Here is a 12,261-nt window from a genome sequence, read left to right on the forward strand (position 1 = left end):
GGCTCAGGCTGCCCTCAGCTCCGCCGTCCCGCTGCGACGGGATCAGCGGTGAAGGTCTCTCACCTCCACTCGAACCACTGCGCCTCACGGCGCACGCACGATCTCCGGCACACGTGCGCCTCTCTGCTCCTCGCTCAGGGCGTGGACGCCCGGATCATCATGGAGACGCTCGGGCACAGCACGATCACGATGACGCTCGACACCTACGCGCACGTCATGCAGACGACGCTGAGGGCGGCGGCCGATCGGATGGACGACGCCTTGGGGATCGACGACGTCGGCGAAGAAGAGGGTGCCGCGCCGGAGGACTCCCCGGGTGAGTGATCGGCTCGTACGCCCGCGTTGATGTCACCCGCTGATGTCAAAGGCCCCCTGGACGATGTCCGGGGGGCCTTTAACCTGTGTGCACTCGGCAGGATTCGAACCTGCAACCTTCTGATCCGTAGTCAGATGCTCTATCCGTTAAGCTACGAGTGCTTGTTTTTAGTTCTTGTCTTCGCTCCCCGGCCTTTCGGCCCGCTCGCGGCGACAGGAAGAACATTACATGACTGCCGCCGTCATGTGAAATCCATTCCCCCCACCCGTTGTGACCTGCGAAAACGTCGACCAGGAGGCGGAGGGGGGAGGGGCGGGCGAGGCGGGGCGGAGCGGTCTCGCCGGGCGGAAAACCCGAGAAAGAGACCGGGGTCACACCTCGCGCGGCGACAACTTGTGGACGGTGCCCCGGGACGGTTCGCGGTTCGGGAACGGCCGAAGCCCCGGCCGTGGGGCCGGGGCTTCGGTAGGGGCGGAGGCGGAGGGATTTGAACCCTCGATGGGCTTTAAGACCCAAACCGCATTAGCAGTGCGGCGCCATAGACCGGACTAGGCGACGCCTCCTCGCACCGCGCGCCTACGCGAGTGGTGCGTGCAGATGATGACACAGACGAACCGGCTGTCACCAATCGATTCTCACCGTACTAGTTTTTCGGGGTCCAGGGCAAAGCCCCGGGCGCCGGCCGTGCCGTCCCGGAGCCCGCCCCCGGTCCGGGCGCGCCCCGCTTGCGCAACGCCACGGCGCCCGGAGCGTTAGAGGGGGCGGGTGCGGTACGCCCGCGCCCGCCGTCATCCCCGTGCTCCTGGAGATCCGCATGTTGCGCAGCCTCGTCCTCGCCACCCTCGCCACCACCGCCGTCGGGGCCGGCGGCCTCGGGCCGCTTCCACCGCTGAACCTGTTCGCAACGCCCGACGCGTTGACCGTGGTGGTCGAGAAGAGCGGCAATCCCCAGGCCGACGGCACCTTCGAGGTGACCTGCGGGGACCGCGCCGAGGGGAACCACCCTGCTGCCGCGGACGCCTGCAAGCGCCTGGGCCAGCTCGCGAGGGAGCGGGCGAATCCCTTCCTGCCCGTGCCGCGGGACCAGATCTGCTCCCAGGCGTACGGGGGCCCCGTCGTCGCCCACGTCACCGGCACCTGGCAGGGCAGCAAAGTCGACGCCCGTTTCTCCCGTGCGAACGGCTGCGAGATCAACCGTTGGGAAAATCTGGAGCCTCTCCTTCCCCTCGTCCGGGGGTGACGCGCGGAAGCTCCCTTAGACTCCCCTCAGTGACAGGCTGCGGCCCGCGGGGCAAGATGGGGCCGGCCGATGAACCAGCACGTGCAGTGCGTCAGGGAGGAAGCGTCGTCGTGAGCAGCAGGCCATCCCGAGGCGCTGCTCGCCTCGCAGCCATACTCGACGCCCTCCCCGACGGCCTGGTGCTCGTCAATTGCAACGGCACGGTCGTCAACGCCAACACCATCGCCCTCGGCATGTTCGAGACGCCGGGGACCGCACTGGTCGGGCGCGGGCTGCTCGATCTGCTGCCCGCCTTCGACTCTCGCCTCATCCCGGGCTCCATGCGCCGCCCGGAGGGCGCCGACGAGCGGGGCCGCACCAAACCGAACCGGATGATCGCCCGCCGCACGGACGGCAGCGAGTTCCCCGTCGAGGTGACCAGCGCCAGCCTGGAGGACGGCCGCGAGGCCTACGACTCCTACGGCGGCTACACCGGCGACGAACTGCTCATGCTCGTCGTGCGGGACCTCACGGGCACCCTCGACACCGAGGCCGAACTCGCCCGCTCGCAGCGCCAGACCGAGATGATCCTGCGCGCCGCGGCGGAGGGCGTCGTCGGCACCGACACGGACGGCCGGGTCGTCCTCGTGAACCCCGCCGCCGCACAGATCCTCGGCTACCGCGCCGGCGAACTCGGCGGCCAGGAGCTGCACCCGCTGATCCTCGCCAAGCGCGCCGACGGCGACCCCTTCCCGTACGAGGAGTCCCCGCTCGCCGACACCCTCAAGTCCGGCCGCAAGCACCGGGTCCGCGGGCAGGTGCTGTGGGCGAAGAAGGGCGACCGGGTGCCGGTCGACCTGACGACCGCTCCGGTGCGGGACGGTGACCAGCTCGTCGGCGCGGTGATGACCTTCACCGACCGCAGGCCGTACGAGGAGCTGGTCGAGAAGCACGCCGTCGAACTCGCGGACCTGGCCGAACGGCATGCGGCGGAGCGCGAGCAGCAGGCGGAGAAGTACGCCTCCCTGGCCGCTCGCCACGAGCAGCTGACCGCCGTACTCGCGGAGTCCTTGCGCGGGCCGCTGGAGGAGCTGCGCACCGAGCTGGGCACCCTCGCCGCCGATGACGCCGGACAGCTGTGGCCCGAGGCCAACCAGGTCCTGCACCACTTGGCCGCCGGGTACGCGCGGATGACGGCGCTCGTCGACAACGTCCTCGGCTACCAGCGGCTCGACGCGGGTGTGGAGGAACTCGACAAGGACGTGGTGCTGCTCGACGGAATCGTGACCGGCGGCATCGACGCGGCCGTGGAGCTGATCGGCCCCGGCCGCGCCCAGTTCGCCGTGCACACTCCGCCCATCGAGGCCGAGGTGGACGCGGCCCGGTTGACGACCGCGCTCGCGCACCTGGTCGCGGACGTGGCGGGGGTCGACGCGACCGGCAAGGGCAAGGCCGACCGGGCACCGAGCGACTCCACGATCGTCGTCGCGGCGGCGCAGCGGGGTGACGTCGTGCGGATCGAGGTCCGCGGGCCGCACGCGGGCGGAGACCCGGTCCACGGGCCCGTGGTGCGCGGGATCGTGGCGGCGCACGGCGGTGTCGTGCAGACCCACGAGGTGCCGGGGACGAACGGCAGCGCGTACGTGCTCGAAGTGCCGCTCGGTTCGGGTCGGGGCACGGTTCCCCCGCCCGCGCCGGAGGACGCGGCTCCGAAGGGGGGCCGCGAGGCGCTCGCGCTGCCCGCGCAGGCCTCCGCTCCGGCTCCGGTCCCCGTGCCGGCCTCCGGTCCTGCCGCGGGCGCGCCGTCCGTGGCGGCTCCGGGCGGACTTCCCGGTGCGACCACGAACCCCGGCCCGCCTCCCGGCGCCGTCCCGGTCACCGGCCCCGCTCCGATCCCCGTCCCCGCTCCGGTGCCCGGCCCCGGTCCTGACGGGTCCGCCGACGGCGGGGCGTCGGCTGCGGTCGCCGAGGCGGCCGGCGGAGGACGCCGCCGGGCCCGGCGCAGCTCCACGGACGCCTTCCTGGAGAGTGCCGTCGCGACCGAGGCCGAGGCGCCCGCCGTCGAGCCCAGCGGGCGCCGCCGGGCCCGTGCGACCGAGGTCGCCGCTCCCGCCGAACTGATCCCCGCCCAGCAGAACGGGGCGGTGGCCCCGTCCGCCCCGGCGCTCTCCGCCGTGCCCGCAGAGCCCACCGGGCGTCGTCGGGGCCGACCCGCCGAGGGGTCCGTCGTGACCGCGGCCGAGGGCGCGCAGGGGCGTGCCGCGCTCGGTGCGGCCGTGCCCCCGCAGGGCGTCGCCGTCGATCCGGCCGGCACCCACGCACCGGGCCACGCGCCGGCCCGTGCGCTGCCTTCCACGGCTTCCGCAGCTCCCGAGGACGCCCCCGCACAGCCGAGCGGGCGCCGGCGGCGGGCGCTGGCCGCCGCACAGGAGCGGGCGGCTGCGGCCGAGGCCGGGCCCAGAACCCCGTTCGCGCTGCCGCCCGCCGATGCCGAGCGTGACACCGGGGCGAACCCGACCGCCGCGCAGGACGGGCCGCTGCCGGTCTCCGACGAGGGACGCCACGAGGCCGTGCGGGGCGTCCCGGGCGCCGACCACACCCCGCCGCAGCCCCATCCGCACGTGGAGCCGCCGGTCTCCGCCCAGGGCCCGGTGGCCGTGGAACCGACCGGCCGCCGCCGGGCCGTGGCGGTTCCGCCGCCGGAGCCCGCACCGCAGCGGACGGCGGAGTCAGCGCCGCAGGACGGCACCGGTTCGGTGACGGGCACCGGTTCCGGGACGGGCACCGGTTCCGTGCCCCTGCCGCCCGCACTGCCGATGCCGATGCCGATGCCGGCGGACTCGACGGAAGGTCGCGCCTTCGGCGTCCGGAGCCTCGGACAGGGCGTTCCCTTCGTCCCCCCGACCGGGCCCGCGGTGTCGGCGGTGCCCGTGGCCGAGGGTTCGTCCGGCGCGCCCTCCAACGGCTCGGGGCGGCGACGCAGGCTCGCCACGCCGCCCGAGATCGACCCGCCGGTTCCGGCTGCGCTCCCCGAACCGGCCGTGGCCGGGCCGCACCCGGAGCCTTCGGCGCCGGTCTCCGCCGCGGCCCTCGCCCAACCCGAAGCCGCGCCGGAGGGCCGGGCGTACGCGATAGGGGCACCCGCCGAGGGTTCCGCAGAAGGACCCGAGCCGCTCGACGGCCCGGGCGGTGCGGTCGAGGTCGCCAATCGGCCCGCGCCGCGGCCCGTCGACGACGAGCTGCCCCCGGAGCCCCTCGACAACCCCCGCCGGCTGCTCGTCTGGCCTGCGCCCGACGTCTCCACCCAGCAGGCGCTCAGCGACCGCGGCTACCGGCCGGTGATCGTGCACTCCCGTGAGGAGGTCGACGCGCAGATCGCCGCCTTCCCGGCCGCGCTCTTCGTCGACCCGCTGACCGGTCCCATCACCCGTACCGCCCTCCAGTCGCTGCGTCAGGCGGCCGTCGCCGCCGAGGTTCCGGTGTTGTTGGCGGCCGGGCTCGGGCAGGCGACCAGGGAAGCGGCGTACGGCGCCGACCCGGCCGTGCTCCTCAAGGCGCTCGCCCCCCGGGACAGCGAGCAGCACCCGTCCCGCGTCCTGCTGATCGAGGAACACGAGGCCATCGCGGAAGCGATGGCGGCGGCCCTGGAGCGGCGCGGGATGCAGGTGTCGCGGGCCGCCACGGACACCGAAGCGGTCGCGCTGGCCACCGAGAGCCGGCCGAACCTGGTGGTGATGGACCTGATGCAGGTGCGTCGCCGTCGGGCCGGAATCATCGACTGGCTGCGGGCGAACGGGCAGTTGAACCGCACCCCGCTCGTCGTCTACACCTCGGCCGACCTGGTCGAGGAGGAACTGCCGAAGCTCGCCTCCGGCGAGACGGTCCTCTTCCTCGCCGAGCGGTCGAACAGCGCCGAGGTCCAGGCCCGGATCGTCGACCTGCTCGCGAAGATCGGCACCAACTGATCCGCCTGATCCGCATCAACTGATCGGCACCGTCCGATCGGCCTGATCGGCAGCGACCGGGGGCGTGTTCCGAAAGCGGCTCCGTCGTCCGCCCGGGGGAGCCTTCGAAACACGCCCCGGCCCCGCGGGGCCCGTGGGTGCTGGAGGGGTGCTACAGCTGGGTCACGTCCAGCTCGCCCTGCGCGTACTGCTTGCGGATGACCTTCTTGTCGAACTTGCCGACGCTCGTCTTCGGCACCGCCGGCACGACCGCCCACCGCTCCGGCAGCTGCCACTTGGCGATGCCGCCCTCGTCGGCGAGGAATGCCTTCAGCGTCTCGTAGCCCGTCGTCGCGCCCTCCTTGAGGACGACGGTCGCGAGCGGGCGCTCGCCCCACTTCTCGTCCGGCACCGCGACGACCGCGGCCTCGACGACCTCGGGGTGCGCCATGAGCGCGTTCTCCAGCTCCACGCTGGAGATCCACTCGCCGCCGGACTTGATGACGTCCTTGGCGCGGTCGGTGAGGGTGAGGAAGCCGTCCGGGCTGATCACCCCGACGTCACCGGTCTTGAGCCAGCCGTCCTCGCTGAACTTGTCGGCGGGACGGATCTCCTCGGCGTCGATGCCGCCGAAGTAGGCACCCGCGATCCAGGTGCCGCGCACCTCCAGCTCGCCGGCCGACTCGCCGTCCCACGGGAGGTGTTCGCCGCCGGGGCCGACCAGCCGGGCCTCGACGCCGGCGGGGAAGCGGCCCTGGGTGATCCGGTACGGCCACTCCTCGTCGGTGCTCAGTCCGGCCGGCGGGTGGGCCATCGTGCCCAGCGGGGAGGTCTCGGTCATGCCCCAGGCGTGGCAGAGGCGGACGCCGAGCTTGTCGTAGGCCTCCATCAGGGAGGGCGGACAGGCGGCGCCGCCGATGGTGACCTGGGTCATCGAGGAGAGGTCGCGGGGGTTGGCGGTGACCTCTGCGAGCAGGCCCTGCCAGATCGTGGGGACGGCAGCCGCATGGGTCGGCTTCTCCCGCTCGATCATCTCGGCGAGCGGGGCCGGCTGGAGGAAACGGTCCGGCATGAGCATGTTGATGCCGGTCATGAAGGTGGCGTGCGGCAGGCCCCAGGCGTTCACGTGGAACTGCGGCACGACGACCAGGGTCGTGTCCCTGTCGGTGAGGCCCATCGATTCCGCCATGTTCACCTGCATGGAGTGCAGGTAGATCGACCGGTGGGAGTAGACGACGCCCTTGGGGTCACCGGTGGTGCCGGAGGTGTAGCACATGGCGGCGGCGGTGCGCTCGTCGAGCTCGGGCCAGTCGTAGGTGGTCGGACGGCCGGCGATCAGCTCCTCGTAGTCGTGCACGCGCGGGGCCGTTCCGTCCAGTGCGGAACGGTCGCCGGGGCCGGCGACGACGACGTGCTCGACGGTCGGCAGGTGCGGCAGCAGCGGGGCGAGGAGCGGGAGCAGGGAGCCGTTGACGATCACGACCCGGTCGGCGGCGTGGTTGACGATCCACACCAGCTGCTCGGGGGGCAGGCGGAGGTTCAGGGTGTGGAGCACCGCGCCCATGGAGGGGACCGCGAAGTACGCCTCGACGTGCTCGGCGTTGTTCCACATCAGGGTGGCGACCCGCTGGTCGCCGGTGACGCCGAGTTCGTCGCGCAGGGCGTTGGCCAGCTGGTGCGCGCGTGCTCCGGCTTCCGCGAACGTGCGGCGCTGCGGCTCGGGCTCGCCCGTCCAGGTGGTGATGGTGGACCTTCCGTGGATCGTCATCCCGTGCTTGAGGATGCGGCTCACGGTGAGTTGTACGTCCTGCATGGTGCTGTACACGGGGCGTCCTCCCGGTGGGCGCTACGTGGCAGAAGGGGTGTGGAGATTCTGCGCACGTACCGCGCGGTATGTCACTACCCGGGAGTACGTAAATTGCCAGTGATTACTGGCGGAAGCCCACCACGGGCCCCTGCAGCCCCGCGCGCCTACCGCACGGGGGTCAGCTCAGGGTCCTCGCGGAGCTTTCCGAGCGCCCGGGACACCGCGCTCTTGACGGTTCCGACCGACACCCCGAGCACCTCGGCCGTCTGGGCCTCGCTGAGGTCCTCGTAGTACCGCAGCACCACCATCTGGCGCTGCCGCTCCGGAAGCTTCAGGACCGCCCGCCACATCGCGTCGTGCAGCACCTGGCGCTCCGCCGGGTCCGACTCCGAGAGGCCCGACGGCTCCGGCAGCTCCTCGCAGACGTACTCGTCGACCTTGCGCTTGCGCCACTGCGACGTGCGGGTGTTCACCAGGGCGCGGCGGACGTAGCCGTCCAGGGCGCGGTGGTCCTCGATGCGCTCCCAGGCCATGTAGGTCTTGGCGAGCGCGGTCTGGAGGAGGTCCTCGGCGTCCGAGGGGTTGGCGGTGAGGGAGCGTGCGGTCCGCAGGAGCACGGGGCCGCGCGCCCGGACGTACGAGGTGAACGTCGGGTACGACGCGTACTGCGAGGCACCGGCGCAGACGGGGCCAGAAGGTGGCGGGGTCATGACTCCACGCTAGGAGCGGACCGGTAGCCGCGGATCGGCCCCAGGTCCCGAACCGCCGTCCGCCTCAGGTTGTAGGAGCACAAACACTCCCACCTCCTCTGGGTGGAGGCCCCCGACCTCCGGGTCAGGGTCCGGGGGACGGGGCCCGGTGTCGGGTCCGGAGGTCGGGGCCCGGGGTGCGGGGACGGCAGCCGTGACCTCGCCCGGGCGCGGTGGTGCCGGGGCCGTCAGGGGCGGTGCCCCCCGACGAACCTCAGGGGGACCGGGACGTGGGGATCGAGCCGGCTGGTGGTCGAGATCCGCGCGACCGGTGCGTCCATCGCATTGCGGTCGATGACCATCGTGCGCCCGCCGTACGACTCGGTGACGTTCCCCGCGTACTGGTGGATCCGGGCGCTCGGGGTCCATGCCTGCGGCTCCAGCACCGGCTCCGTGAGCAGTGCCGGCTGGCCCCGCCAGCGCGCGAACCACATGACGTCCGGGAGATCCGCCGTGCCCGCCCTGCGCTGCGCCTCGACGTCCCGCACCCCCGTCTCGGCGCTGCTGTAGAAGCCGGGGAGGTAGCCGAGGCGCCGGACCTCCCGGTTCCACGCCCGGACGAAGGAGAGGGTGGTCGCGGCACAGTCCGCGTCCCCCTGCCGGTAGGCCTCGATGTCCAGGTAGAGCGGGCTGTTCGTGCCGATGCCGAGGGCGCGCGCCGCCTCCACCGCGTCGCCGCCCTCCTGGGTGCCCTGGCTCCAGGGCGTGCTGCCGATCGCGTACTTCCGCTTGGCCGAGGAGTCGACGCACGGCGCTTGCGAACCCACGAAGAGCGGCAGCAGCCGCCAGCCCATCGCGTGCGCGGAGGCGACCCAGGCGGGGGTGAGCTCCTTCTGGACCGGGCAGCCCCGTCCCCGGCCGCCGAAGTAGATCCCCACGGCCCCGTACGGCGAACTGCGCCAGGCCTGCATCACCGCGAGGGACGGCGCCTCACAGGTGTCGAAGGCCTTGCCGGCGAAGTGGACGGGGTCGTCGGAGGCGGAGGCTCCGGGAGCCGCGACCGGGGCCGGTACGACGGACGCGAGGGAGACGGACGCGAGGGACGGGAACTGCACCGATCCGACCGGCACGAGGGGCGGGACCGGAACCGCGGGGGACGGGACCGGAACCGCGGGGGACGGGACCGGAACCGCGGGGGACGGGGCGACCGTCGTTCCGGCGGGTGCGGCGGCCTCCCGTTCGGCCCTCGCCACGGCGGGGGCCGGGGCGTTGAGGAGGACTGCCCCGGCGAGGGCCAGCAGCACGGCGGCGACCGTGGTCCGCGCTCCGGGGGGAGGCGCGGACCGCGGCCGGGGCGGTGCGGAGGGCGGTTCCGGCCGGGGCTGCGGCGAGGCCCCCGCCGTGGAGGGCCGGGCGGGGCCGGAGGCGGGCGGGTGGCCGGGCGCGGAAGCGGGGCCGGAGGCGGGCGGGTGGTCGGACACGGAAACGGGCGGGTGGTGAGTGCTCATGGCGCGAGTGAAGAACCGCTCGACCCGCCCGGCCACCGCTGAGGCCCTCGCCTCAGCCGTCCGTGCCCAGGATCAACCCGGATGTGGGAACCCCGGTGCCCGCCGTGACCAGGGTCCGGCCCGCGCCGGCGACCTGGTTCACCGAAGTGCCGCGGATCTGCCGCACCGCCTCCGCGATGCCGTTCATGCCGTGCAGATAGGCCTCGCCGAGCTGCCCGCCGTGGGTGTTCAGCGGGAGCGCGTCGGCCGCGACGAAGTCGGCCGCCTCGCCCGGCCCGCAGAAGCCGAACTCCTCCAACTGCATGAGCACGAACGGGGTGAAGTGGTCGTACAGGATGCCCACGTCGATCTCGGAGGGTGCCAGCCCGGACGTCCGCCAGAGCTGCCGGGCGACCACTCCCGTCTCCGGCAGCCCGGTCAGGCCGTCCCGGTAGAAGCTGGTCATGGCCTCCTGCTTCCGCCCGGCACCCTGGGCAGCGGCCAGGATCACGGCGGGCGGGCGCCGCAGGTCGCGGGCGCGCTCGACGGAGGTGACCACGACCGCCTGACCGCCGTCGGTCTCCTGACAGCAGTCGAGGAGCCGGAGCGGCTCGACGATCCAGCGCGAGGCGGCGTGGTCGGCGAGGGTGATCGGCTTGCCGTGGAAGTACGCGGCGGGGTTGCGGGCCGCGTGCCGCCGATCGGTGACGGCGACGTGGCCGAAGGCCTCCGGCGTCAGCCCGTACGCGTGCAGGTAGCGCTGGGCCGCCATGGCGACCCAGGAGGCCGGGGTGAGCAGCCCGAAGGGCAGCTGCCAGCCGAGCGCGGCGCCCTCGGCGGAGGGCTCGCGCTGCTGGACCCCGGAACCGAAGCGACGGCCCGAGCGCTCGTTGAACGCCCGGTAGCAGACGACGACCTCGGCGATCCCGGTGGCGACGGCGAGCGCGGCCTGCTGCACGGTGGCGCAGGCGGCCCCGCCCCCGTAGTGCACTCGGGAGAAGAAGGACAGTTCGCCGATTCCGGAGGCCTGGGCGACGGTGATCTCGGGGTTGGTGTCCATGGTGAAGGTGACGAGGCCGTCGACGTCTGTCGGAGCGAGACCGGCGTCGTCCAGGGCCGCCCGGACGGCCTCCACGGCGAGGGAGAGTTCACTGCGGCCCGAGTCCTTGGAGAACGCGGTCGCCCCGATGCCCACGACGGCCGCCCGGCCGCCGAGCCCGTCCCGGGTACGGAGGCTCACCGTGGCACCTCCAGGGTGACCGTGACCGTTCCGGTGACGTGGTGTCCGAGGCCGTTGGCGCCGGTGATCCGGACGCTCGCCGTGGCTCCGGACACCTCCGTGACCGTCCCGGTCAGGACCATGGTGTCGCCGGGGTGGTTGGGGGCACCGAGCCGGATGGCGACCTTGCGCAGGACGGCCCGGGGGCCGAAGTGGTCGGTGACGTACCGACCGACCAGGCCGTTGGTGGTGAGGATGTTCATGAAGATGTCCGGGGAGCCCTTCTCCCTGGCCAGTTCGGCGTCGTGGTGCACGTCCTGGTAGTCGCGGGAGGCGATCGCGCCGGCGACGATCAGGGTGCGGGTGATCGGGATCCGCAGCGGCGGCAGTTCGTCACCGGGCCTCACGGCGGTCATGCCGGTTCTCCCCTCGTGGACGGAACGGTGAGCGGGGCGGCGAGCGGATCGACGGACGGATCGACGGACGGATCGACGGACGACCGGGCGGACGGGGCGGGACCCCCGGGGGGGAGCGCAGCCGCGGACGGTTCGGCGAGCAGATCGCCGAGTTCGGCGAGGAGTTCGGTGCCGCAGCCGAGGTACGCGTCCAGTTGTCGGCCCCACAGGAAGTGCCGGTGGACCGGGTGGTCGAGGTCGGCTCCCGCGCCACCGTGCAGGTGCTGACCGGTGTGCACGACCCGCTTGCCCGCCTCGGAGGCCCACCACGCGGCCGTCAGTGCGGCGCCGGCCGCATCGAGGCCCGCGTCGAAGCGCCAGGCGGCCTCATAGGCCGTGACCCGGATGGCTTCGGTGTCCATGTGGGCCTCGGCGGCCCGCAGTTGCACCGCCTGGTGGGTCGAGAGCGGCCGGCCGAACTGTTCCCGTACGGACGTGTGCTCCACCGCCCTGGCGAGGGAGCCGGCACACACCCCGGCCTGGAGTCCGGCGAAGGCGGTCCGTGCGGCGGCGAGGACGTCCCCGTGGGCCCCGGGGCCGCCGGTGCCGAGCCGCTCGGCGGGCGTTCCGTCGAGGACGAGCCTGGCGGCGGCCCAGGGCGCGGTCAGTTCGACGGCCTCGACGGCTGCTGCGTCTTCCGTGCGGACCAGCCACAGGGTCCGGTCCCGGTCCGGCACGAGGACGTGGTCGGCGTCCCGCAGCCACGGCACCCCGTCGACGACCCCGCTGAGTCGACCGCCGCCGGCGCCGCCGCCCGGGGCGATCGTCCCCGTCCCCGGGAAGGCTCCCGTCATCACCGTCGTACCGGCCCTGAGACCGGGCAGCAGCCGGGCGCGCTGTTCCTCCGTGCCGTGCCGGGACACGGCGAGGATCCCGTACGCGCAGCTGGCGGCGAACGGCACCTGGGCCGTCCTGCGCCCCTGCTCCTCCAGCAACAGGACCAGACCGAGGAGCCCGACCTCCTCGACGGCGCCGGGGAGACCGGCGGCGCAGAGCGCCCGCCAGAGTCCGGCGTCCGTGCCGGTCCCGACGGACCGGAGCCGCTCGTGGGTGGCGAGGTCGGCGAAGACGCGCGCGGCCAACTCCCGGGCGGCCCGCTGCTCCTCGGTGGGCGTGAAGTCCATG

At 73.4% G+C, this 12,261-nt stretch carries 9 protein-coding genes and 2 tRNA genes; 3 read left to right on the forward strand and 8 right to left on the reverse strand.

All coding sequences use genetic code 11. The features are described 5' to 3' along the window. Window positions 1-48: 48 nt before the first annotated feature. Window positions 49-324 (forward strand): tyrosine-type recombinase/integrase, encoded by a 276-nt coding sequence (locus ACFW2Y_RS02250; RefSeq protein WP_384872232.1) that lies wholly within the window; start codon window positions 49-51, stop codon window positions 322-324. Window positions 325-404: 80 nt separating this feature from the next. On the opposite strand, the gene ACFW2Y_RS02255 is transcribed toward ACFW2Y_RS02250, so the two are convergent. Both ACFW2Y_RS02255 and ACFW2Y_RS02260 read right to left on the reverse strand, forming a co-directional pair. After that, window positions 405-477 (reverse strand) — tRNA-Arg (locus tag ACFW2Y_RS02255). Window positions 478-788: 311 nt separating this feature from the next. Continuing rightward, window positions 789-879: transfer RNA gene (locus ACFW2Y_RS02260), tRNA-Ser, on the reverse strand. A gap of 251 nt (window positions 880-1,130) precedes the next feature. Here ACFW2Y_RS02260 and ACFW2Y_RS02265 point away from each other — a divergent pair. Both ACFW2Y_RS02265 and ACFW2Y_RS02270 read left to right on the forward strand, forming a co-directional pair. Then, the gene (locus ACFW2Y_RS02265) at window positions 1,131-1,556 is read left to right on the forward strand and encodes an SSI family serine proteinase inhibitor (protein ID WP_384872235.1); all 426 of its coding nucleotides are present in this window, start codon (window positions 1,131-1,133) and stop codon (window positions 1,554-1,556) included. Between the two features lie 110 nt (window positions 1,557-1,666). Further along, window positions 1,667-5,500, forward strand: coding sequence for a PAS domain-containing protein (locus tag ACFW2Y_RS02270; protein WP_384872238.1), 3,834 nt, complete (start codon window positions 1,667-1,669; stop codon window positions 5,498-5,500). A 151-nt stretch (window positions 5,501-5,651) separates the two neighbouring features. Here ACFW2Y_RS02270 and ACFW2Y_RS02275 read toward each other — a convergent pair whose 3' ends face one another. The 6 genes from ACFW2Y_RS02275 to ACFW2Y_RS02300 form a co-directional block, all read right to left on the reverse strand. Beyond that, window positions 5,652-7,304: a long-chain fatty acid--CoA ligase gene (locus tag ACFW2Y_RS02275; RefSeq protein WP_384872241.1), complete on the reverse strand. Its 1,653-nt coding sequence runs from the start codon at window positions 7,302-7,304 to the stop codon at window positions 5,652-5,654. 146 nt (window positions 7,305-7,450) lie between these two features. Further along, window positions 7,451-7,996 carry a SigE family RNA polymerase sigma factor gene (locus ACFW2Y_RS02280; protein WP_384872243.1) on the reverse strand — a complete coding sequence of 182 codons (546 nt, stop codon included), beginning with the start codon at window positions 7,994-7,996 and terminating at the stop codon, window positions 7,451-7,453. Between the two features lie 227 nt (window positions 7,997-8,223). Then, the gene (locus tag ACFW2Y_RS02285; protein ID WP_384872246.1) at window positions 8,224-9,483 is read right to left on the reverse strand and encodes a DUF1906 domain-containing protein; all 1,260 of its coding nucleotides are present in this window, start codon (window positions 9,481-9,483) and stop codon (window positions 8,224-8,226) included. Between the two features lie 52 nt (window positions 9,484-9,535). Beyond that, window positions 9,536-10,702, reverse strand: a complete 1,167-nt coding sequence (locus ACFW2Y_RS02290; RefSeq protein ID WP_384872248.1) for a lipid-transfer protein — start codon at window positions 10,700-10,702, stop codon at window positions 9,536-9,538. Then, the gene (locus tag ACFW2Y_RS02295) at window positions 10,699-11,097 is read right to left on the reverse strand and encodes a MaoC family dehydratase (RefSeq protein WP_384872251.1); all 399 of its coding nucleotides are present in this window, start codon (window positions 11,095-11,097) and stop codon (window positions 10,699-10,701) included. Before ACFW2Y_RS02295 ends, ACFW2Y_RS02290 begins: the two co-directional genes overlap by 4 nt. Continuing rightward, on the reverse strand, window positions 11,094-12,260 hold the full coding sequence (locus ACFW2Y_RS02300; protein WP_384872254.1) for an acyl-CoA dehydrogenase family protein: 1,167 nt from the start codon (window positions 12,258-12,260) through the stop codon (window positions 11,094-11,096). Before ACFW2Y_RS02300 ends, ACFW2Y_RS02295 begins: the two co-directional genes overlap by 4 nt. Between the last annotated feature and the right edge of the window lies 1 nt (window position 12,261).

The sequence above is a fragment of the Streptomyces sp. NPDC058877 genome, from assembly GCF_042742855.1.
In the GTDB taxonomy this organism is placed as follows: Bacteria; Actinomycetota; Actinomycetes; order Streptomycetales; family Streptomycetaceae; genus Streptomyces.